26 protein-coding genes are annotated in these 20,612 nt (G+C 42.3%); 17 read left to right on the forward strand and 9 right to left on the reverse strand.

The annotated features are described in order from the left end of the window. The first annotated feature begins 6 nt into the window (after positions 1–6). Positions 7–384 (forward strand): DMT family transporter, encoded by a 378-nt coding sequence (locus Q3A68_RS08770; protein ID WP_368045664.1) that lies wholly within the window; start codon positions 7–9, stop codon positions 382–384. Between the two features lie 96 nt (positions 385–480). Here Q3A68_RS08770 and Q3A68_RS08775 read toward each other — a convergent pair whose 3' ends face one another. Continuing rightward, complete coding sequence (locus Q3A68_RS08775; RefSeq protein WP_302900692.1) at positions 481–1,335, reverse strand: SDR family NAD(P)-dependent oxidoreductase; 855 nt, start codon at positions 1,333–1,335, stop codon at positions 481–483. A gap of 66 nt (positions 1,336–1,401) precedes the next feature. Continuing rightward, positions 1,402–2,301, reverse strand: coding sequence for a helix-turn-helix domain-containing protein (locus Q3A68_RS08780; RefSeq protein ID WP_302900693.1), 900 nt, complete (start codon positions 2,299–2,301; stop codon positions 1,402–1,404). Positions 2,302–2,402: 101 nt separating this feature from the next. Here Q3A68_RS08780 and Q3A68_RS08785 point away from each other — a divergent pair, with 101 nt between their 5' ends. Further along, entirely contained in the window at positions 2,403–3,008 is a 606-nt protein-coding gene (locus Q3A68_RS08785; RefSeq protein WP_302900694.1) for a NanQ anomerase/TabA/YiaL family protein, read from the forward strand. Between the two features lie 24 nt (positions 3,009–3,032). On the opposite strand, the gene uxaC is transcribed toward Q3A68_RS08785, so the two are convergent. After that, complete coding sequence (uxaC, locus tag Q3A68_RS08790; RefSeq protein WP_302900695.1) at positions 3,033–4,433, reverse strand: glucuronate isomerase; 1,401 nt, start codon at positions 4,431–4,433, stop codon at positions 3,033–3,035. Positions 4,434–4,556: 123 nt separating this feature from the next. Here uxaC and Q3A68_RS08795 point away from each other — a divergent pair, with 123 nt between their 5' ends. Then, on the forward strand, positions 4,557–5,069 hold the full coding sequence (locus Q3A68_RS08795; protein ID WP_302900696.1) for a hypothetical protein: 513 nt from the start codon (positions 4,557–4,559) through the stop codon (positions 5,067–5,069). Between the two features lie 99 nt (positions 5,070–5,168). Then, complete coding sequence (locus Q3A68_RS08800) at positions 5,169–5,768, forward strand: GNAT family N-acetyltransferase (RefSeq protein ID WP_302900697.1); 600 nt, start codon at positions 5,169–5,171, stop codon at positions 5,766–5,768. A gap of 49 nt (positions 5,769–5,817) precedes the next feature. Here the strand turns inward: Q3A68_RS08800 and Q3A68_RS08805 are convergent, their stop codons facing one another. Beyond that, a complete protein-coding gene (locus tag Q3A68_RS08805; RefSeq protein ID WP_302900698.1) occupies positions 5,818–6,930 on the reverse strand; it encodes an acyltransferase family protein in 1,113 nt (370 codons plus the stop codon). Positions 6,931–6,998: 68 nt separating this feature from the next. Next, complete coding sequence (locus Q3A68_RS08810) at positions 6,999–7,661, reverse strand: carbohydrate-binding family 9-like protein (protein WP_302900699.1); 663 nt, start codon at positions 7,659–7,661, stop codon at positions 6,999–7,001. Positions 7,662–7,807: 146 nt separating this feature from the next. Between Q3A68_RS08810 and Q3A68_RS08815 the strand changes: the two genes are divergently transcribed. The 3 genes from Q3A68_RS08815 to Q3A68_RS08825 all read left to right on the forward strand — a co-directional run bounded on the left by Q3A68_RS08815 (position 7,808) and on the right by Q3A68_RS08825 (position 11,735). After that, on the forward strand, positions 7,808–9,634 hold the full coding sequence (locus Q3A68_RS08815) for a glycoside hydrolase family 35 protein (RefSeq protein ID WP_302900700.1): 1,827 nt from the start codon (positions 7,808–7,810) through the stop codon (positions 9,632–9,634). 32 nt (positions 9,635–9,666) lie between these two features. Continuing rightward, positions 9,667–11,010 carry a Gfo/Idh/MocA family protein gene (locus Q3A68_RS08820; protein WP_302900701.1) on the forward strand — a complete coding sequence of 448 codons (1,344 nt, stop codon included), beginning with the start codon at positions 9,667–9,669 and terminating at the stop codon, positions 11,008–11,010. Positions 11,011–11,510: 500 nt separating this feature from the next. Beyond that, the gene (locus tag Q3A68_RS08825) at positions 11,511–11,735 is read left to right on the forward strand and encodes a CDGSH iron-sulfur domain-containing protein (RefSeq protein ID WP_302900702.1); all 225 of its coding nucleotides are present in this window, start codon (positions 11,511–11,513) and stop codon (positions 11,733–11,735) included. A 79-nt stretch (positions 11,736–11,814) separates the two neighbouring features. On the opposite strand, the gene Q3A68_RS08830 is transcribed toward Q3A68_RS08825, so the two are convergent. Continuing rightward, positions 11,815–13,533: a GMC oxidoreductase gene (locus Q3A68_RS08830; RefSeq protein ID WP_302900703.1), complete on the reverse strand. Its 1,719-nt coding sequence runs from the start codon at positions 13,531–13,533 to the stop codon at positions 11,815–11,817. 49 nt (positions 13,534–13,582) lie between these two features. Beyond that, a complete protein-coding gene (locus Q3A68_RS08835) occupies positions 13,583–13,807 on the reverse strand; it encodes a VF530 family protein (protein ID WP_302900704.1) in 225 nt (74 codons plus the stop codon). Between the two features lie 136 nt (positions 13,808–13,943). Here Q3A68_RS08835 and Q3A68_RS08840 point away from each other — a divergent pair, with 136 nt between their 5' ends. The 5 genes from Q3A68_RS08840 (at position 13,944) to Q3A68_RS08860 (ending at position 16,092) form a co-directional block, all read left to right on the forward strand. Continuing rightward, positions 13,944–14,294, forward strand: a complete 351-nt coding sequence (locus Q3A68_RS08840) for an ArsR/SmtB family transcription factor (RefSeq protein WP_302900705.1) — start codon at positions 13,944–13,946, stop codon at positions 14,292–14,294. After that, positions 14,291–14,719, forward strand: a complete 429-nt coding sequence (locus tag Q3A68_RS08845; RefSeq protein WP_302900706.1) for an SRPBCC family protein — start codon at positions 14,291–14,293, stop codon at positions 14,717–14,719. Before Q3A68_RS08840 ends, Q3A68_RS08845 begins: the two co-directional genes overlap by 4 nt. A 32-nt stretch (positions 14,720–14,751) precedes the next feature. Then, a complete protein-coding gene (locus Q3A68_RS08850) occupies positions 14,752–15,192 on the forward strand; it encodes an SRPBCC family protein (RefSeq protein WP_302900707.1) in 441 nt (146 codons plus the stop codon). After that, positions 15,189–15,596, forward strand: coding sequence for a VOC family protein (locus Q3A68_RS08855; protein WP_302900708.1), 408 nt, complete (start codon positions 15,189–15,191; stop codon positions 15,594–15,596). Before Q3A68_RS08850 ends, Q3A68_RS08855 begins: the two co-directional genes overlap by 4 nt. A gap of 97 nt (positions 15,597–15,693) precedes the next feature. After that, on the forward strand, positions 15,694–16,092 hold the full coding sequence (locus Q3A68_RS08860) for a VOC family protein (protein ID WP_302900709.1): 399 nt from the start codon (positions 15,694–15,696) through the stop codon (positions 16,090–16,092). On the opposite strand, the gene Q3A68_RS08865 is transcribed toward Q3A68_RS08860, so the two are convergent. Both Q3A68_RS08865 and Q3A68_RS08870 read right to left on the reverse strand, forming a co-directional pair. After that, positions 16,093–16,854 (reverse strand): C40 family peptidase, encoded by a 762-nt coding sequence (locus Q3A68_RS08865; protein WP_302900710.1) that lies wholly within the window; start codon positions 16,852–16,854, stop codon positions 16,093–16,095. 121 nt (positions 16,855–16,975) lie between these two features. Further along, a complete protein-coding gene (locus tag Q3A68_RS08870; protein ID WP_302900711.1) occupies positions 16,976–17,329 on the reverse strand; it encodes a 4Fe-4S dicluster domain-containing protein in 354 nt (117 codons plus the stop codon). A 101-nt stretch (positions 17,330–17,430) separates the two neighbouring features. On the opposite strand from Q3A68_RS08870, the gene Q3A68_RS08875 reads away from it, so the two are divergent. From Q3A68_RS08875 to Q3A68_RS08895, 5 genes are all read left to right on the forward strand, one after another. Then, positions 17,431–18,456, forward strand: a complete 1,026-nt coding sequence (locus tag Q3A68_RS08875) for an acyl-CoA reductase (protein ID WP_302900712.1) — start codon at positions 17,431–17,433, stop codon at positions 18,454–18,456. 86 nt (positions 18,457–18,542) lie between these two features. Beyond that, the gene (locus Q3A68_RS08880) at positions 18,543–18,746 is read left to right on the forward strand and encodes a fructose-6-phosphate aldolase (RefSeq protein WP_302900713.1); all 204 of its coding nucleotides are present in this window, start codon (positions 18,543–18,545) and stop codon (positions 18,744–18,746) included. Between the two features lies 1 nt (position 18,747). Continuing rightward, complete coding sequence (locus Q3A68_RS08885) at positions 18,748–19,431, forward strand: cell division ATP-binding protein FtsE (RefSeq protein ID WP_302900714.1); 684 nt, start codon at positions 18,748–18,750, stop codon at positions 19,429–19,431. Positions 19,432–19,449: 18 nt separating this feature from the next. Next, positions 19,450–19,704, forward strand: coding sequence for a hypothetical protein (locus Q3A68_RS08890; protein ID WP_302900715.1), 255 nt, complete (start codon positions 19,450–19,452; stop codon positions 19,702–19,704). Positions 19,705–20,044: 340 nt separating this feature from the next. Beyond that, positions 20,045–20,587 (forward strand): nucleotide exchange factor GrpE, encoded by a 543-nt coding sequence (locus tag Q3A68_RS08895; RefSeq protein WP_302900716.1) that lies wholly within the window; start codon positions 20,045–20,047, stop codon positions 20,585–20,587. Positions 20,588–20,612 lie beyond the last annotated feature (25 nt).

The following is a 20,612-nucleotide window of genomic DNA, read 5'->3' on the forward strand; positions in this document are numbered from 1 at the left end:
AAAGCATTGTCCTGGTTATATATCGTTATCGCTGCTGTCTTTGAAACCGCATGGACCTTCTCGGTCAAATTCATGAAATTCAGCGAATTCAAAAATCTACATTTTGCTACTTTTTATAAGCCGGGTGGCGGCTTACCTGTAATCTTACCATTTGTAGGGTATATTATCTTCGGTGTGTGCAATATCTATTTCTTTTCACTCGCCATTAAACAATTACCCACCGCTACCGCTTATGCCGTATGGACCGCTGCCACACTGATCATGATCAAAATTGCCGAGATCACTTTCTTTCAGCAACGTTTTTCATTGATTGAGCTATTTTTTATTACGCTGATCATGACAGGTATTCTTGGACTTAAGTTTTACGGCACTTCATTGAAATAGTCACATTACGATAAGCAAAAAAGCTCCTGACTCTTTAGCTATAGAATCAGGAGCTTTTTGTTGACATAAGGATTAAAACAAGCGCAGAATAACCAATTATAAGTCAGTTGAACAGGTTACCTCACCCAGCTCGCGGATATTGCTATGCAAGGTATCGAGCCTGGTCAATACACGATTATACGCGTCGCCACCTAATAGCAGGTGCACAGGAGGGTTCTTCTCCCCTGCTACTTTAATTATCGCTGCAGCCGCTTTTTCAGGGTCACCGGGTTGCTGACCATCTCTTTTCATATATAGTCTGCGCGCCTCGGTAATGTCCCTGTAATCATCAATCGGATTTTGCGCTACCGCAATTGATTCGCCATTCAAAAAATTAGTGCGAAATGAACCAGGTGATACACAGGTCACCTTAACACCCAAATGTTTTACTTCTTCGGCCAATGCTTCGCTCAATGTAATCACCGCTGATTTAGCCGCGCAATAAATTGACCATCCTATACCCGGTGCAAAGCCAGCTGAAGAAGATATATTAATAATATGCCCCGAATGCTGCTCGCGCAGGTAAGACATCACACTCCTGATGACATTTAAAGTGCCAAATACGTTGATATCGAATGCTTGGCGGGTCTCCTCATCGCTGAGTTCCTCAATCGCGCCTCCTATGCCATAGCCCGCATTATTGATTACTACATCAATCCGGCCAAATTCTTCATGGGTATGCTGAAGCGCCAGCGCTACACTGCTCTCGTTAGCCAGATCGACCTGCAATGGTAAAAAGTTGTTTTCATCCCGGTTTACCGCTTGAGTTAATGCCTCCTTGTCCCGTGAAGTAGCAGCCACAAAATGACCGGCACAAAGCAGTTGTTTTACGATGCTTAACCCGAATCCTTTTGACGCACCGGTGATGAACCATACTTTTTTATTACTGTCTGTTTCTGTTCTTGTCTTCATAGAGAACAAATTTAAGCCAGCGTCAAAAGCAAAGCATTACATTATTCAAACCAATGGTTACAAAATTCAAACATTTCTAAAAGAAGTCGGTGTTAACTGGGTTTGTTTTTTGAAGAAATTATTGAAGTGGGTAGGTTCCTCAAAACCCAGGCAATAACCGATCTCGGATATATTCCAGTCGGTTTGTTTTAACAATACTTTAGCCTCACGCAACAAGCGTTCGGCAATATGGTCAGTCGTAGTTTTACCCGTTGTCTCGCGTATTGCCCGGTTCAAATGATTAACGTGAACAGACAGCCGCTGCGCAAAGTCGTTAGCAGAACGCATTGAGAAACGTTGAGTAAGTGCCTCGATAGGAAACTGCCGCTCAAGTAATTCAGTAAACACCGAGGTTATTCTCGACTTGGCATCAATGTGTTTGTACAGATTTTCGGATGGCTTGGTTTTAAGGGCATAATAGGCTAATTCGGTGATATAGTTCTTGATCAGCTCATATTTAAAATCAAAATCCGAATTCAACTCATCGAGCATTTTCATAAATAGCGTAGCTACATAGTCCTCTTGCTCTTCATTCAGAGCATAAATAGGTCTTCCCCCTAAGGCAAAAACGGGCAAATCACTTAGTCCGCCCCTAAAGCGGCCGGTAAAGAATTCATCCGTAAATATGCAGAAGAAGCCAGAGCGATGGTCGACCAGCGATTCAAAAGTATAAGGCACCTGGGGATTAAAGAACATTAACGACGTGCCAGTCAATTGAATACTGCGGTCTGCATAATGCAATACTCCCTCACCACGCGTTAAGCTGATCTTATAGTAATTGCGGCGACTATAGGTCATCTGTTTACCAGTAGGTACGGTATAATTGTCCATTTTAAACACATTGAAGTGCCCGATATTTTGCTGAACGTTATCCGGCATCCAGTCGAATTTGTTCTTATAAAAATCTTCTATAGTCTCTATAGCCATACAAACAAAATTACAAAATTCAAACAAATCAACAAAAAACAATGTCATCTTAACGACATAATTTTTTTACATGTATATTGGCATTACCAATTTATTGATCTATGAAAATTCTAAAAATTGTTGTCCTGCTGATCCTATTTTTTACCGCGATCACAACTCATGCACAGACCGATTCAGCTGTAAAAGTTAAAGCTGCCGGCAAATGGGTCAAAAGCCACGAATGGGCAAAAGACCTGAAGATAAAACCGGATCCGTCCATTAATAGTGTGGAATTTATGAGGCAATACGAAAGCGATAAGGCATTATGGGATAAAGTCTTTGCTTTTTTGGAAGACGACAAGATAAAAACAATGGCTCCGGGGAAATATCCAATCGATGGCGATAATGCTTATGCGATGATCTCCGCAGGCCCTCCAAAAAAACTGGAAGATGTAAAATGGGAATCGCACCGGAAATACATTGACCTGCAATATGTAATCTCAGGTAAAGTGAGATTGGGTATCGCTTCAGTCGCCAAAGCTACAGTTACTGAGCCATACAGCGATAGCCGCGACGCCGCCAATTATAATGTTGTTGGAAAATACCTTATTGCTACACCGAAAGAATTCTTTTTATTCTTTCCCCAGGATGCACATCGCCCGGATATCAAAATAGCAGGAACAGACAGCCTGAAAAAGCTGGTGATTAAGATTCGGTATAAAGAATAGCAAAAAATATCAGTGTGACACCTTTTAAAAATTGAAGTAATTCTTCGCATTATAATAGCAGATATCCTTGATGATCTGCCCTACCCATTCGATATCATTAGGCAATTCACCGTTTTCGATATCTGTACCAAACAAATTACAAAGCAACCGCCGGAAGTATTCGTGTCTCGGAAATGACAGGAAGCTGCGGCTATCGGTCAGCATACCTACTAAGCGACTCACAAGCCCCATGCTTGATAGCGCATTAAACTGCCGGGTCATGCCATCTTTCTGATCCAAAAACCACCAGGCCGAGCCAAATTGAATTTTACCCACAACCGAGCCATCATTGAAGTTGCCTGTCATGGTAGCAATCAATTCATTATCTGCCGGGTTCAAATTATAAATGATAGTTTTGGCTAACTGATTTGTACTATCCAATTTATTCAGGAATCTGGACAGAGCTTTTGCCTGGCTAAAATCCCCCATCGAATCATAACCCGTATCCGGACCAATCTCCCGATAAGCCCTTGAATTATTGTTACGTAAAGCCCCGATATGATACTGCTGCACCCACCCTTTTTCATGATCCCACAAAGCAAATTCATACAGCATGGCCGACTTAAATTTCAGCACCTCGGTGTACTGCAATTCTTTGCCAAGACGTATTTTATCAAATATAACAGCCACCTCCTGACTGGTAAATTCCTCAGCATACAACTGTTCTAACCCATGATCAGATATTGTACAGCCATTCTCCGCAAAATAGTCATGGCGTTTTTTTAATGCAGTTAGGTAGTGTTTGTAGCTGTCGATCGGAATATTAACAATCGACTCCAGCTTGTTGATATATTCATTCAGCGCTTTCAGATCATCCGCATTCATAGCCTTATCGGGCCTAAAAGCCGGAAATACCTTCACATTCCACTTGCTTTTGTTGATGAGCTGATGATGCTCCAAAGTATCAATTGGATCGTCTGTAGTACAAATCACCTCCACATTCATTTTGCTGATTAGATTCTGCACGCTGTATTCGGGCGTTTTTAGTTTTTCGGTGCAATGGTCATAAATCACTTTTGCTGTTTTGGGTGCAAGCAAATCGTGCACATCAAAGTAGCGTTGCAATTCCAAATGTGTCCAGTGATAAAGCGGATTACGCAAAGTATAAGGCACTGTTGCCGCCCATTGTTCAAACTTTTCCCAATCACTTTTGTCACCGGTGATAAAAGCCTCATTCACACCGTTCGCGCGCATAGCCCGCCACTTATAATGATCCCCTTTTAGCCAGATCTCCGTCAGGTTCCTGAAATTGACATTCGCTGCCATCTGCTCCGGGTCGAGGTGGCAGTGGTAATCAATGATGGGCATACCCTTCGCGAATTCGTGATATAAACGCTCGGCAGTTTTATTTTGCAGGAGAAAATTCTGGTCTAAAAAATCTTTCATAAATCGGCAATATACTCGGCTGCCAAAAATAGGTTTAATAGTGTAACATATACAATTAAAATAAGATTTCTGTTACAATCAACTGATCTTATTATATTTAGGCAACCTTTTAAACGCATCACGATGTTCACACCAAATCACCTCTCAATTCTCGGCATCATCCACACTGCAATTAGTGTCCTTGCCATTTTTGCTGCCCTTTATGGCTTATATCTTTATGGAAGAATTGACCCCAAAACGATACCGGGCAAATCCTATATCTGGTTAACGGTTCTCACCTGCCTTACAGGCTTGCCCATTATGCGATTTGGCCATCCTACAGCTGGGCATTATCTTTCCATTATCCTTTTCATCCTGTTGCCTATCGGGGTATATGCCAGCCGGATCCGCTTTCTTGGCAAACTGGGCGAATATATACAGGTGATCGTCATGTCGGCCACATTATTTCTTTCATTTATTCCTGCTGTAGTGGAAACCTCAACCCGTTTGCCTATAAGCCACCCCATCGCCGATGGACCTAACGACCCACTGATACAAAAGGCATTGACTGCATTGATGGTGATCTATGTGATCGGTGTTATTTATCAGATCATCAAACTCAGGGCAAGCCGCAAAGCGGCCGTAATAGCAAGTTAGAATCAAAGCGATGTATCTGATTTGTGGCACCTGCGTCAAATTGCGGGCCGGAAAGATTTTGCCTCAGATTTTCAAAGTAAAATTGAGTATAATCGCATTATGAAAAGCCCGTTTGACCATCTGAGCGATTATATTTTAGAAGACGACCAAGTTCTGCTGCGACCATTAGCTGAATCTGATTTGGAATATCTGATTCCATTTGCCATTAATGAACCTGACACCTGGCGCTTTTCGCAAACAAGCGCGCGTAGCGAAAAAGGCATGCAGGCTTATGTGAATACAGCCCTGGCAAATAAGGCAACCGGTAAGGAATATCCGTTTATTGTATTCGATAAAACAAGCGGCGAGTGTGCAGGCAGCACACGTTTCTACGATATACAACCGCAGAATAACATGCTTCAACTGGGCTATACCTGGTATGGCGAAAAATTCAGGGGGACGGGCTTAAACAAACATTGCAAGTTTTTACTGCTCCAATTTGCCTTTGAGGATTTGAATATGTACCGTGTCGAGTTCAGAGCCGATGCACGTAATGAACGCAGCATTGCCGCTATGAAAAGCATTGGCTGCAAACCTGAAGGGATATTACGCAGCCATATGTGGCTCGAGGACGGCACACGTCGCGACTCTATTGTGTTAAGCATCCTGAAAGAAGAATGGGAGAATGGCGTGAAAGAGAATTTAGGAAAAAGATTATGATATGGCGCCCATAGAGGCGCGATGCATTACGTTTCTACAAGTAAGGCCTCTACAATTTAATAAACATCTTATTCTTCGCCAGCCAATAGCACAGGCTCCACTCCAAGAACCAGGTTACCAAAGCTGAAAGCACTGCTGATATCTTAGGCACCACGCCTACCATGTTAGAAAAGCCGCGTACAAAAATTGCCACAAAACCATTCACCCATTGGTAACCTACGGTTTCAAAAAACAGATAGATAAATATGGCATTCGCGCCTACCACTACAGCTATCCAGGCATATTTGCGGTACCTTTTCAAATCCACCAGCCAATACCAAAACGCCATCATCAAAAACACCCACCCACCTGAGGCCAGCGTGAACGAGCTTGTCGCTATGCGTTTAATAATGGGTGTAATATTCAGCCAATCCAAACCAAACCCTAAGATCAAACCCGCTATTGCGGCTACCAATAAGTATTTGACTTTTTGCTCAGCCGTGTAGTTGGACACTAATAATTTACCAGCTAAAACGCCCCAGATGGTATGCGCAGCTGTGGGAATAATATTGATCGCCACCCAGCCGTCGTGATTTATCTTTCCCATCAGCACGGTATCCATGTAAGCCCCAAAATTGTGGTACTCTACAAATGGCTGGGCAAAACCAGGTACTAAGATCAATCTATATAAAAGCTCCGTAATGATTAGCAGAACTACCGAAACAGCAATCTGAACCTTATATGACCTGTCAATAATCAGGTAAGCGATGATACTGGTAAACGATAACTGAGTCAGGACGTTCCACAGCTCCCAAACCAATTTACCGGCATAAACGCAATGCAAACCCGTACCCAACAAGAATAATTTGATAGACCGGATTGCAATATGCCTGAAGTTCTGCGACCATGTTATCCCCTTCTCCTGCTTATGGTAATATGAAATATACATCCCCGTACCTGCAATGAGCATAAACGAAGGCTGCAGCAGGTCCCAAAAGTGCAACCCATGCCAGGGATGATGAAAAAATTGATTCAGGACAGTACCAAATATGCCTCCCGGTTCTACCTTTTTGAGTGATTCATAAACCGAGCAGCTTTCGGCAGCCAGCAAAATCATGATGATGCCACGCATCACATCAATAGACAGTATTCTTCCGGGCTTTTGGGAAATCACAGGTTCCATATCGGAAAATTGGATGAACGTTAGGTTAACCCAATAAAGTTAATGCTTTATCAGAGCTTATCCCAATCTCATGCAAATGCGGCGTCGCCAAAAAAATCAGGCTGATGAAAATCAGGTTTTGGGGTTACAATATTTCTCCAGGCCAGGTAATGTGGCTGGGTAAGATCATCGCCGCATTTATAAAAATTCACGCGGCATTTTTCCCCATTAAGCGTATTAAACTGATGAAAACAAAATACCTGTATGGGTATTACCAGCATCAATGTCCAGTTAATGGTTGGTTCTGGACCACCCTTTTTTTGAAATATAGATCGTTCATGCCTAATTGTTTCCAGCAATTCCGCAGGCAATGAGGCTCTTGTTTTTCCCGGTATACCAAATCCTCCCAGACACGTCCCAAGCCGGTTAAACTCAAGATTGTAATATGAATTTCCATCATCAAAAGCTATAAAGAATTCCACACAACTATCCTTATAAACCGGGTCGTTGGTGTTGCGGTAACGGGCCAGCACTTCATGTTCTTCCACATCATATTTGATGCATATGCAATCATTGCCATGAGCTATCTTGAAAGAAACCTTCGGCAGATCGTAATATTCTGGGTATTCAGGCCAGGGTTGAATATTTATAAGATGACCTCTTTCTTTTTCGAGCAAGGCGACAATACTCCCAACAGGCGTATTTTGATTAACACCCGGCAGTCGTGTAATGTATAGACTATTTTCAACCATTGACTAAAACCGGGACAAAAATAACTTTGTAAAGTTATAAAATGTGTGCGCACACATAAATATATTTTCAATATTTTCGCTAGCGATAGTTCCGAACATTTAATAGGTCTGAACTGAACTTTTTTAAATTTATTTTATCCATCTCTATGAAAAAAATAAAAGGCTTATACCCGACCGTCCTTTTCATGCTTTTCTTATTGTTTACGGGCATTTCAGCATCGGCGCAGTCCCCGAAAAACACCTTTTCATTAAGTAAAACCGAATTTTTATTAAACGGGAAACCCTTTCAGATTATCAGTGGCGAAATGCACCCTGCCCGGATACCCAGAGTTTACTGGCGCAACCGCATCCAAATGGCCAGGGCAATGGGATGCAATACCATAGCAGCTTATGTGTTCTGGAACTATCACGAAAGCAAACCTGGCGTATTTGATTTTAAAACTGACAATCATGACATCGGTGAATTCATCAAAATTTGTCAGCAGGAAGGCATGTGGGTGATCCTTCGTCCCGGCCCTTATGTATGTGCCGAATGGGATTTTGGTGGTATACCGTCTTACTTGTTGAAGATCCCGGACATAAAAATCCGCTGCATGGATCCTCATTATATGGCCGCTGCCGAAAGGTATATGACGCATGTGGCCACCATTGCCAAGCCACTTCTGTGTACCAATGGCGGACCAATATTAATGGTGCAGGTTGAAAATGAATATGGCAGTTATGGCAATGACAAAACCTATATGGAAACTGTGCGCAAAATCTGGATCAATAACGGAATTAATGTACCGTTCTATACCGCCGATGGGCCAACAGCATTTATGCTGGAAGCCGGAAATGTGTATGGTGCAGTCATCGGCCTGGATAGCGGTAGCAGCGAAGCTGATTTTGATGAGGCCAAAAAACATAATCCCAATGTGCCGGCTTTTAGCAGCGAAACCTACCCGGGATGGTTAACTCACTGGGGCGAAAAATGGGCTAAGCCGGATACAGCAGATTTACTAAAAGAAGTTAAGTTCTTGTTAGACACCAAACGTTCTTTCAATCTGTATGTGGTTCACGGGGGCACAAACTTTGGCTTTACTGCCGGGGCAAACGCATTTACCGCCACCCAATTTCAACCGGATGTAACCAGCTATGATTATGATGCGCCGATTAATGAACAAGGACGACCGACGCCGAAGTATTTTGCTTTGCGCAGACTGATTTCAAAATATGTAAAATACAAAATACCAGAGGTGCCAAAGCCGGTAGAAACGATTGCTATTCCTGAGATAAAAATGCAGACTTACTCTACTGTTTGGGCAAATTTACCTATCCCGGTAAAATCGGCCCAGCCAAAGCCAATGGAGGCGTTGGATCAGTCATCAGGATATATTTTATACAAAACCAAGCTGATCGGCCACAAAAGTGGCAAACTGACCATCACCGAACCGCATGATTATGCCACCGTATTTCTGAATGGCAAATATGTGGGTAAGGTAGAACGCGACAGCGGCAAATGGAGTATCAATCTGCCTAAATCAGATGTAAAAGATCCTGTTCTGGAGATTTTTGTAGAGGCAATGGGCCATATCAACTTCGCACAGTATATGATCGACCGAAAAGGTATTACTGAACGGGTAACCTTAAACGGCATGACACTGATGGATTGGGATATTTACAAGCTGCCATTTGATAATCAATATATTTCAACTCTAAAACCGGCTTCTATTACCCCTGATAAGAACGGTGCATTTTTTAAAGGCAGCTTTACCCTGGATAAGACATCCGATACTTACATCGACCTGAGTAAATACAAGAAAGGTGCAATATGGGTAAATGGTCATAACCTGGGACGTTACTGGGATATTGGTCCGCAGAAAAGATTGTACTGCCCGGCCCCCTGGCTGAAGAAAGGAAAAAATGAAGTGCTGATATTCGACCTGCATCAAACCGAAGCAGCTTCCGTATCAGGCGAAAACACGTTAGAATAATCATTGAACAATTATTTACCAAACTATAAATTATGGATCGCAGAGATTTTATCAAACAAAGCGCATTAGCAACTGCCGGGCTAACCATACTTCCCGCAGGTTCACTTTTTGCTGACACTACCAAAGTACGATTAGGCTATATCGGCGTTGGGCTTCGAGGCAGGAATCATATCCAGGAAGGTTTACTAAGGGATGACGTCGAAATTGTTGCCATCTGTGATACACAGGAAAGCTCCTTACAATACTGCCGGGAGCAATTTAAAAAGGCAGGCAAAAAGTTACCTTCCGAATATACTGGGGGTTTGGATGCTTATAAAAAACTGCTGGACCGCAAAGATATCGATGCCGTGATCATCGCCACTCCCTGGCAGTTCCATCACTCACAGGCTATTGATGCTATGAAGGCCGGAAAATATGTTGGCTGCGAAGTAGTGGCAGGTTTATCTGTTGATGATCACTGGGACATTGTAAAAACCTCGGAACAGACCGGCGTACCTTATATGACCCTGGAGAATGTTTGCTACCGCCGCGATGTGCTGGCTGCATTAAATATGGTTCGCAAAGGATTATTTGGCGAAATCATCCACTTGCAGGGTGGTTATCAGCATAACCTGCGCGGGGTATTATTTAATGACGGCAAGCACTTTTATGGGCATGGCGTAGAGTACGGTCCGAATGCATTAAGCGAAGCTCAATGGCGCACACAGTTTAATATTGACCGCAATGCGGATATCTACCCTACCCACGGCGCCGGACCGCTAATGCATTACGCAAACATAAATTATGGTAACCGTTTTACCAATCTGGTTTCGTTCTCGTCAAAATCCAAAGGATTGAATACTTATATCGAAGAAACATCTCCTGGTCACCCAAATGCGAAGATCAATTTTAAAAACGGAGACGTTACTACCACGATGATCAATTGCGCAAATGGCGAAACCATTTTGCTGACCCATGACTGCCACTTACCCCGCCCTTATTCATTAGGATTCAGGGTGCAGGGTACCGAAGGCATCTGGATGGACCTCAATGAATCGGTTTATATCAATTATAAGAGCAAAGACGACGAATGGGATCCATCAAAGAAATGGTTTGAACAATACGACCACCCGCTTTGGGCAAAATATGCAGACAAAGCATCCGGCGCAGGTCACGGTGGGATGGATTATTTCGTATTCAACGCATTTGTAGAAGCAGTAAAAAGAAAAGGTCCTACTCCTATTGATGTATATGATTCGGTAACGATGAGCGTGATCACACCACTTTCTGAAAAATCGATAGCAACAGGCAATCAGCCTCAAGAATTCCCGGATTTTACCAAAGGAAAATGGAAAGACCGGAAATCGACTTTTGCATTGGACGATAGCGGGTTGTAGGTTATTCAAAAATCAAGAACTGTAGCCACTCCATAGGGTCAAATGTTGGTGAAAAAAATCATAGCGTAAATCAAGTGCCGTGGGTACGGAACAATATCGCATACCTACGGCATGCTAAATGGCTTGTCATTTATTATTTCCCAACATTTTGCACCGATGGTGCATTTATTCAATCAGTACCCACGTATAACCTTCAGCAGGGATTTTCAGCTTTAGTTTAACTTTGGAATTTTGATCCAATGTGTAAGTTTTCGGTGAATCTTTCTTCAGACTGATCTTTGTTACATGCTTTATACCTGTATAATAGAGCGGCAATTCGATTGTCCGCTCTTTTTCATGTTTAAGCGGATTATACAGCAAAGTCCAGCCGATAAAACCAGTATTACAAATAGCAGCTTTTCCATGATTTGATGTAGATATATATATTGATTTCAGCTCAAAATAAGAATTGATAATTTAATTTGAAGCGGATTGTTACTTTTGCGGCAAATAAAACCAACATGGCATCAACAAAACTTACCATAAACAGCAACGGATCAGTAAAAATTGACGGCGACTTTGAAATTGTTGACGCGCAAGGCAATCAATACGGCTTGCAGGGCCGCACTATCGTCTCTATCTGCCGCTGCGGATTATCCGCCAACAAGCCTTTCTGCGATGGTTCACACAAAGGCCATTTTGAGCACGACGCACAGGCATTTGATTTACCTCCGAAAAAGGTTTAGTTAAAGATTAGAGATTAGTTGATCAGAGATTAGATTTTCACCAAATGCAACTAATCTTTAATCTCTGATCAACTCATCTCTACCCAATATTCCCCTTCTTCAGTTCCTCCACAGCATGGTTAGCTGCACGGGCCGTTATGGCCATAAAGGTGAGCGAAGGATTTTGCGTACTTGTGGAAACCATACACGAGCCATCCGTAACAAACACATTCGGACAAGCATGCATCTGATTCCATTTATTCAATAAGGATGTTTTAGGATCTTTACCCATGCGCACTCCACCCATTTCGTGAATATCCAATCCCGGGGCCTGATTAGTGTCGTGTGTATGGATGTTTTTGCATCCGGCTATATTTAGCATTTCTGCCCCCTGTGCCATAAAATCCTTCATGCTTTTTAGATCGTTGTCATCATAAGCTACTGACGTTTTGAGTAATGGAATTCCCCAGGCGTCCTTCTCGTCCTTACTCAGGCTTACATGGTTGGTTTCTTTCGGAATGGTCTCGCCCTGCATTTGCATATATACTCCCCACGGACCAGCTTCCGATACTGCTTCTTTATAACCGCTGCCAATCTGCGGGCCGTCAGTTGAATGCCCCCATCCTGCACGCATTACCGAATAGAAGGTCATGTATCCGCGCAAAAAATCCATCTCCTGCTTATACACATTCCTAAAATTTGGCATCATAATGGCAGTTGGTCTGCGGCCATAATAGTAAGAATCAAGATAGCCATCCATTGAGGCTGTCAATGTTCCCCTGTAGTTATGAAAGGCAATAAATTTGCCCAACAAACCATTATCATTACCTAAACCATTGGGGAAACGCGATGAGGTCGAGTTCAACAGAACCAGGTTGGTATTCATGGTAGCCGCATTCACGAAGATGATCTTAGCATAATATTGGGTTGCTTCTTTGGTATGTGCATCAATCACACGCACGCCGGTTGCCTTGCCCTTCTTTTGATCATAAATAATAGAGTGCACAACTGAATCAGGCCTTAATGTCAGGTTACCTGTCTTTTCGGCCCAGGGAATTGTAGACGAATTCGAACTGAAATATCCGCCAAACGGACATCCTCTTTCGCATAAACTGCGCGCCTGGCATTGCCCGCGGCCTTGTTGTTGATGTATCTCATTGGGTTTGGTTAAATGTGCGCACCGGCCAATAATCACATTCCGGTCCTTATAATGAGCGTTAATTCGTTTGCTCATCACTTTTTCTACTTCGTTCATTTCCCATGCAGGCAGAAATTCGCCGTCGGGCAATGTTTCCAGTCCATCCTTGTTACCCGCTATCCCGGCGAAACGTTCGACATGACTATACCAGGGCGCAATATCTTGATAGCGGATAGGCCAATCCACGGCAAAACCATCACGCCCCGGCCCTTCAAAATCGTATTTGCTCCATCGCTGTGTTTGCCTTGCCCATAACAACGATTTACCACCCACCTGGTAACCCCGTATCCAATCAAAATGTTTATCCTGTACATAAGGGTGCTCCTTGTCCTTCACAAAAAAATGCTGACTTGTTTCGCTGAAAGCATAACATCTGGATACGATCGGATTTTCTTTAGTTACAGCCAGAGGCTCGTAAGTTCGGTGCGGAAAGTCCCAGGGATTTTTTGTTGCTGTCGGGTAATCCTTCAAGTGAACCACGTTCTTCCCACGTTCAAGAACCAGGGTTTTTAAACCATGATCGCAAAGCTCTTTAGCAGCCCATCCACCACTGATGCCCGAGCCTATTACAATAGCATCGAAGGTATTTTTTTCGATACCTTTTGAATTGATATTAGCCATAACTCCTTATAATTGGTGAGGACAATTTAGGCGTTTATAAAATAATATGCTAATCTAAGCGGCTGTTGATGTACAGCTCTTCTACCTTTTTGCGTGCCCAGGGAGTTTTACGAAGAAATTTTAAGCTGGAGCTGATGCTTGGGTTATCCAGGAAACAATTGATCCTGATACGGTAGCTCAATTCTGGCCAGCCATACTTGTCTACCAATGCATTTAGTATCATTTCCAGGGTTTTCCCGTGAAGGGGGTTATTTGCTTGCTGCTGATCACTCATAAATATTTTTTAAAATTATTGAATTCAAGCTGATCTTAGGGCACCATCACACCAATAAAATATTTAAATATTTTTTGCGTAACCAATCGGTTTCGCATATATTTGTAACCAATCGGTTACGAGTAGACAAATAATTATGAGACGAGATGTATTCCAGGCTATAGCAGACCCAACGCGGCGCGCTATCATCAATATGATCGCCAATCAACCCATGAATCTGAATGCGGTTGCCGAGCATTTTGATATCAGCCGGCCGGCTATTTCTAAACAAATTAAAATCTTAACCCAGTGCGGACTTGTTACTATAGAGCAACGGGGTCGCGAACGTTACTGCGAAGCAAAATTGCAGAAGTTAAATGAGGTTTCTGAATGGGTAGAGCAATACCGCACATTCTGGAATCAAAAACTCGATGCCCTGGAAGACTTCCTGGCAAAAGATATGCCTGACGAAACAAAAAACAAACCAATTAAACATAATAAACAATGAAAACTGAACCAGTTGTAATTGAGCGCACCTTAAACGCATCGGCGGACAGAGTTTGGAAAGCCCTAACTGACAAAGATCAGATGAAACAATGGTATTTGAATTTAGCAGAGTTTAAACCCGAGGTAGGATTTGAGTTTAGTTTTAAAGGAGGGCCTGAACAGCTTTTGCATCTATGTAAAATAACAAGGATGGAGTACGAAAGAGTATTACAATACACCTGGAGATTTGGGGGTTTCGAGGGAGACTCGTTGGTCACATTTGAATTGTTTCCGGAAGGGAGCAGTACAAAAGTCAGGCTTACCCACGAGGGGATTGAAACCTTCCCAGCTGATAAATTGGGTACAAAAGAAGAATTTGCTGAGGGCTGGGTGCATTTAGTGGAATCATCATTAAAAGGTTATTTAGAAAAACAGAAGCCGGAATAAAGAGATTTAACATTAATCAAACTGACAAATACATGAAAAACGAACCATTTGTTATTGAACGCATCCTAAACGCATCAGCAGACAGAGTCTGGAAAGCCATTACCGACAAAGATCAAATGAAAGAATGGTATTTTAATCTGGCCGAATTTGAACCGGAAGTAGGCTTTGAATTTACGTTTGAAGGCGGCAGCAAGGAGATGACCTACGTTCATTTATGTAAAATAACCAAGGTGGAACCAGGTAAGTTGCTGCAATACAGCTGGCGTTACCGTGATTACCCTGGCAATTCATTCGTAACATGGCAATTATTTCCCGAAGGTGATAAAACAAGATTGAAACTAACCCACAAAGGCTTAGAAACTTTCCCAACTGACAATAAAGACTTTGCAAGAAACAGTTTTGAAAAAGGCTGGACTTATATTATCGGCACTTCGATTGTTAACTATTTCGACAAACAAGCAGAAATATTATGAAAGTGATTGTAACAAGCATCCTGGTTGATGACCAGGATAAAGCACTAAAATTCTATACTGAAAAATTGGGGTTCGTTAAAAAAACTGAACTTCCCATGGGCGATGCAAAATGGCTGACTGTAATCTCTCCGGAAGGGAACATGGATGTTGAAATATTGCTGGAACCCAACTGGAACCCATCGATACAAATCGATGGTAAACCAGCCGCTGCAGAATACCAGAAAATATTGTTCAAAGCTAATATCCCAGCCACTGTTTTTGGAACCGACGACATCAGCAAAGAATATGAGCGGCTAAAAGCATTAGGGGTAAGATTCACTATGCGGCCAACACCTGCGGGAAAGGTTACAATAGCAGTATTTGACGATACCTGTGGAAATCTGATATCGATAGCGCAGCAATAAATGTCGTATCCAACCCCTTAATTTGCCGCGATTAAAACCTTAGGGATTGATTAAGTGTTTCTACTTTTACATTTTAAACCAATTAATCGACCCTTTTATGTTTATAGATAAAAAAGCATTTAGCAGTTTTTCGGTGAATGACATCGACAAGGCAAAAGAGTTCTATCAAGGCACTTTAGGCCTTAGTGCTAATACGGTAGAAATGGGCGGCGGTTTCAAAATGCTCGAATTGGATGTCACCGGTGGGACCAAGGTGATGATCTACCCAAAACCCAACCACATGCCTGCTACGTTTACTGTTTTAAATTTTCCGGTGGACAATCTTGAAAAAACTGTAGATGAATTAACTGCAAAAGGTGTAAAGTTTGAGCAATATGATATCGGCGATATGAAGACCGATAAAAAGGGTATTGTTCGCGGCGACGGTCGCGCACCAGATATTGCCTGGTTTACCGATCCGGCAGGCAATATTATTTCAGTTTTGAATAACCCGTGATCAATATAAGCGCTTTACGATACGCAGGTTGTGCGTGTAACGCTTTTGTTCTTCTGAATAAATACCCTGGCTATCTATCCGGTCTATCCTCACACGACCAGATGCATGAATGATCTGTTCATTATTCAGCATAATGCCTACGTGCGTAATTTTCCCATCAGCATTGTCAAAGAAGGCAAGATCTCCAAGCCTGGCCTCCGCCAAAAAGTCGACCGCTTTACCCTGCTCGGCCTGCATCCAGGCGTCTCTTTTCAGCTCATAACCACGTAGTTTGAATACTGCCTGTGTAAACCCTGAGCAATCTATACCGTAATGTGTACGTCCGCCCCATAAATAAGGCGTGTTGAGGAATGATTTTGCGACCATATCTAAAGTTGCAGTTTCACCAATCTCTCCTATTATTTCAAATTGCTCGTTATTGATCTGGCAGGTAGTGCCTTTCAGGAACACCAGTGAGCTGCCAATCGGTAAGTATAACACACTGTTATCAGGTTTTTTCCACGCTTGCGTTACGGCACGGTAAGTAATTGGGGCAGGGTTTTCTTTGAGGGTTTTATAGGCAATATGGCCCAGCATGGCAAATTGCAGGCGTCCGATCCAGCCTTCGTAATTGTCGTTGGTTGTAATAACCTTCACCCAACGTTCCGTCCACTCTAAAATTTCGAAAGTTTCGCCAAAAAGTACCTGGGAAACCATCTCGCTTTTATCGCTTGCTTCGGCTCTGAGGGGTATTACAGCTAAATTACAAATGCCATATTCCATTGTCAAAAATTAAGATTTAGGGTCAGGGAAATCTTACGCAACAATAGTTAAAATTTTCAGTAAAAAAATAGGGGAATGTATAAAATCACACATTCCCCTACCGTATTAACATTAAACAAATTTATTCGTTCATATGCAGCCATTCTTTTTTGGCCAAAAGCTCTTCTTTTGTTTCGCGAACATCTTCATCGTCCACGCAGCAGTCAACCGGGCATACAGCGGCACACTGTGGCTCGTCGTGAAAACCAACACATTCGGTGCACTTATCAGGCACAATGTAATATATATCATCAGACAATGCAGCCTGAGTTTCTTCAGCATTTAGTGTATTGCCATCGCCAAAATCAATCAATCCTTTCAAACCCGTACCGTCTGAGAATCTCCAGGCAGCGCCGGCATCATAAATTGCGTTGTTTGGGCATTCCGGTTCGCAAGCCCCACAGTTTATACACTCGTCGGTGATTTTAATCGCCATAGTTTCTTATATCTTATATTCTAAACTTACCTTTGCCTTGCTAAACAAGCACGCAAATATAACAAAAAAACAGTTTAGGGGTTTATGCCCCCACCATTTATATGTCAAAATTAAATAAAAACTACTTAATAGGTGTATTTTCTACGTTAGGCGCGAAATTAAGTTACCCGGACGAACAATTAAATTCTATAATAAAAGACGAATATCATTACAATGCCTGGTTTACTCCCAAGAGCGTAGAGCACGCGGTGAAATCCATAGGCAAGATGCTTAATAAGGAGGACCTGACCCAATGGCTTGATAAATACGATATTGACTACGAAAGACCGACTAAACAGGTTGGTTTGATCTTAGCCGGCAATATACCATTGGTGGGGTTTCATGATGTATTGTGTGTGCTGATCAGCGGCAATCACGCACTCATCAAAGCTTCGACACAAGATGCAAGACTGGTCAAATTTGTGTTGAATATGCTGGTGACGATAGCGCCTGAATTTCAATCGCGATACAGTTTTGTTGAACGATTGAAGAATTTTGATGCGGTGATTGCAACGGGCAGTAATAACACCTCCAGGTATTTTGAATTTTATTTCAGCAAGGTGCCGAACATTATCCGCAAAAACCGGAATAGTGTGGCCGTTTTGACCGGGAACGAAACAGCCGGGCAACTTTATAAATTGGGCCATGATATATTTGACTATTTCGGCTTAGGCTGCCGTAACGTATCCAAACTGCTGGTGCCTGAGGGTTATGATTTTACGCCATTTTTTGAAGCGATACAGCCACATGAAAATATTATCAACCACCATAAATACAACAATAATTACGATTATAACAAATCTATCTACCTGGTAAACAGAGACAAGCATCTGGACAATGGGTTTTTATTGGTGAAAGAAGATGAGCGCATGGTGTCGCCGCTGGCCGTGATATTTTATGAGCAATACAAAGACACTGCATCGGTTGAAGCCCTTCTTAAACGTGAAAGCGAAAATATTCAATGCATTGTCAGCACTGCCGATATCAAAGCGGCTAATCAGGTAGTCGGTTTCGGTGAAAGTCAGCAACCAGCTTTGTGGGATTATGCCGACGGCGCAGATACGATGGATTTCTTGACAAAGCTTTAAATAAACGATACCTTTGGTCGTAGGTCGATAGTCCATAGCTGTCGAAAAAACCGTTGACTATTGACCATGGTCTATTGACTAAAGAAATGTACATTATAAAAGTTAAAGGCGTTGCCAAAATACCCGATTATGTACAGCTTCGCGACGATCAGTTTACGCTGCTGGCTTATTTCAGGGTTGACAGGCCGGATAAGTCGCTGGATAAGGTGGGCTTAGGTAACAAGACAGATTATATCATGAATATTATTAAGGACCTGCCGTTTGGACAGATCTTAAAACTGGAACTATAAAATGATCGGAAACTCAATTATAAAGCTCAGTAACGTTGATATTTTTCAGCAAAAACACCTGGTACTTTCAAATGTGAATTTACATGTGGACAAAGGCGATTTCGTATGGCTTATTGGTCAGACAGGCTCCGGAAAAAGCAGCTTGCTCAAAGTTATTTATGGTGACTTGAATATTCCTGATGGCGAAGGTCATGCCTGTGGCTACGATCTGAGAAAACTAGCCTCAAAAGATGTTCCTTACCTACGCAGAAAACTGGGTATTGTATTCCAGGATTTTCAATTGCTGACCGATCGTTCTGTGGAAGACAATCTACGCTTTGTGATGCAGGCAACCGGCTGGAAGGACAAAAAACTGATTGCCGAACGTACACTGGATGTGCTGGAGAAAGTCGGTCTGCGCTCCAAACTTAAAAAAATGCCTCATGAGCTATCTGGCGGTGAGCAGCAGCGCGTGGTAATTGCCCGTGCCCTGATCAACGATCCGGAAATCATCCTTGCAGATGAGCCAACCGGTAACCTCGACCCGGATACATCTGAAGAAATTGTGTTGCTGTTAAAACAGATCAGCCAATCAGGTACTGCCATTCTGATAGCTACACATGACTATCACATCATACGCACTTTCCCTTCCCGTATCATTAAATGTGAGAATGGAAAAGTTCTGGAAGATGTTCAAATTGCATAATCAGTTTTTTATATCCGGATGAAACTGATAGAAATTGAAAACGCGTTCAAAATTTCTTATGGAGCCCCTTGCCCTATACTTTTGGCCGACGATCATCAGCTTCGCTTATTCTTTTATGGCGGTCCTTATAACAATGATCGAATAGAGGTGCGGTTCATTTCATCTCCCTTTTTCTCGTTTAGTCCTCCGAATGATGAGGCATTAAACGGGCATCCATATTATGAATTTGGCTTAGTTTCCTGCGGCTTTTTTGAGTTATTAGATTCTGATTAGTTTAGTAAGGTGGAGAGCTATGGCAGATTTCATCCTTATAACAATCCGAACTTTTATGATGGGTATCATCATTAGCTCATTACGTTTAAAGAACGTCTGTTTGAGTGTATCGCAAGAGAATATGAAGTTATAGTGCATAGAAATGAATCTTATAATGCAGCTGTGAGTGTTTTAAATGACATGTTTAACCATAAAATATAAAAAGACTGCCACTGCTTCTGCCACTGCAATTTTTAATGACAACATTTACCTCAAAAAACAAACAGTTCTGACACTCTGTCCTGAAATTACAAATGGCAGGAAAGTTGATTTGCAGAATTGAATCATGAATTTTAATGATATGCTAAAGAAGAAAAAGAACGAACACATAGAAGGTGAAGAGCATCTGAACGGGGTAATCGAGGAAGGAAATGCGACTGCCGAAACTGAGCCTACTCCCGAGGAATTGATCAAGCAGGAACTTTCGGTAGCCAACGACAGGTATCTGCGCCTATATGCCGAATTTGATAATTTTCGCCGTCGTACTGCCAAAGAACGGGAAGAAGCCAGAAAGTCAGAAGGCAAAGATCTAATTGTTGCCCTGTTACCTGTATTGGACGACTTTGATCGCGCCATCCGATCAATGGAGAACTTGACAGATGTTGCCGCCGTAAAAGAGGGCGTTGTACTGATACAGAATAAATTAAAAAACGTGCTTTCGCAAAAGGGATTGACAGAAATGCAGTCAATAGGCACCCCATTTGATCCGGAGATTCATGAAGCGATCACCAACATACCCGCTCCTTCAGATGATTTGAAGGGTAAAGTAGTTGATGAAATGGAAAAAGGCTATTATTTAAATGATAAAGTAGCCCGCTTCGCGAAAGTTATAGTTGGGAATTAATGATTGAATTAGTGAATTAGTGAAT

It is taken from the genome of Mucilaginibacter tolerans (assembly GCF_030519375.1).
Lineage (GTDB): Bacteria > Bacteroidota > Bacteroidia > Sphingobacteriales > Sphingobacteriaceae > Mucilaginibacter.

Coding starts and splice junctions, on each gene's coding strand:
- Q3A68_RS08775 (WP_302900692.1), bottom strand. CDS start 1,335: ATGAAGACAAGAACAGAAACAGACAGTAATAAAAAAGTATGGTTCATC.
- Q3A68_RS08780 (WP_302900693.1), bottom strand. CDS start 2,301: ATGGCTATAGAGACTATAGAAGATTTTTATAAGAACAAATTCGACTGG.
- Q3A68_RS08785 (WP_302900694.1), top strand. CDS start 2,403: ATGAAAATTCTAAAAATTGTTGTCCTGCTGATCCTATTTTTTACCGCG.
- uxaC (WP_302900695.1), bottom strand. CDS start 4,433: ATGAAAGATTTTTTAGACCAGAATTTTCTCCTGCAAAATAAAACTGCC.
- Q3A68_RS08795 (WP_302900696.1), top strand. CDS start 4,557: ATGTTCACACCAAATCACCTCTCAATTCTCGGCATCATCCACACTGCA.
- Q3A68_RS08800 (WP_302900697.1), top strand. CDS start 5,169: ATGAAAAGCCCGTTTGACCATCTGAGCGATTATATTTTAGAAGACGAC.
- Q3A68_RS08805 (WP_302900698.1), bottom strand. CDS start 6,930: ATGGAACCTGTGATTTCCCAAAAGCCCGGAAGAATACTGTCTATTGAT.
- Q3A68_RS08810 (WP_302900699.1), bottom strand. CDS start 7,661: ATGGTTGAAAATAGTCTATACATTACACGACTGCCGGGTGTTAATCAA.
- Q3A68_RS08815 (WP_302900700.1), top strand. CDS start 7,808: ATGAAAAAAATAAAAGGCTTATACCCGACCGTCCTTTTCATGCTTTTC.
- Q3A68_RS08820 (WP_302900701.1), top strand. CDS start 9,667: ATGGATCGCAGAGATTTTATCAAACAAAGCGCATTAGCAACTGCCGGG.
- Q3A68_RS08825 (WP_302900702.1), top strand. CDS start 11,511: ATGGCATCAACAAAACTTACCATAAACAGCAACGGATCAGTAAAAATT.
- Q3A68_RS08830 (WP_302900703.1), bottom strand. CDS start 13,533: ATGGCTAATATCAATTCAAAAGGTATCGAAAAAAATACCTTCGATGCT.
- Q3A68_RS08835 (WP_302900704.1), bottom strand. CDS start 13,807: ATGAGTGATCAGCAGCAAGCAAATAACCCCCTTCACGGGAAAACCCTG.
- Q3A68_RS08840 (WP_302900705.1), top strand. CDS start 13,944: ATGAGACGAGATGTATTCCAGGCTATAGCAGACCCAACGCGGCGCGCT.
- Q3A68_RS08845 (WP_302900706.1), top strand. CDS start 14,291: ATGAAAACTGAACCAGTTGTAATTGAGCGCACCTTAAACGCATCGGCG.
- Q3A68_RS08850 (WP_302900707.1), top strand. CDS start 14,752: ATGAAAAACGAACCATTTGTTATTGAACGCATCCTAAACGCATCAGCA.
- Q3A68_RS08855 (WP_302900708.1), top strand. CDS start 15,189: ATGAAAGTGATTGTAACAAGCATCCTGGTTGATGACCAGGATAAAGCA.
- Q3A68_RS08860 (WP_302900709.1), top strand. CDS start 15,694: ATGTTTATAGATAAAAAAGCATTTAGCAGTTTTTCGGTGAATGACATC.
- Q3A68_RS08865 (WP_302900710.1), bottom strand. CDS start 16,854: ATGGAATATGGCATTTGTAATTTAGCTGTAATACCCCTCAGAGCCGAA.
- Q3A68_RS08870 (WP_302900711.1), bottom strand. CDS start 17,329: ATGGCGATTAAAATCACCGACGAGTGTATAAACTGTGGGGCTTGCGAA.
- Q3A68_RS08875 (WP_302900712.1), top strand. CDS start 17,431: ATGTCAAAATTAAATAAAAACTACTTAATAGGTGTATTTTCTACGTTA.
- Q3A68_RS08880 (WP_302900713.1), top strand. CDS start 18,543: ATGTACATTATAAAAGTTAAAGGCGTTGCCAAAATACCCGATTATGTA.
- Q3A68_RS08885 (WP_302900714.1), top strand. CDS start 18,748: ATGATCGGAAACTCAATTATAAAGCTCAGTAACGTTGATATTTTTCAG.
- Q3A68_RS08890 (WP_302900715.1), top strand. CDS start 19,450: ATGAAACTGATAGAAATTGAAAACGCGTTCAAAATTTCTTATGGAGCC.
- Q3A68_RS08895 (WP_302900716.1), top strand. CDS start 20,045: ATGCTAAAGAAGAAAAAGAACGAACACATAGAAGGTGAAGAGCATCTG.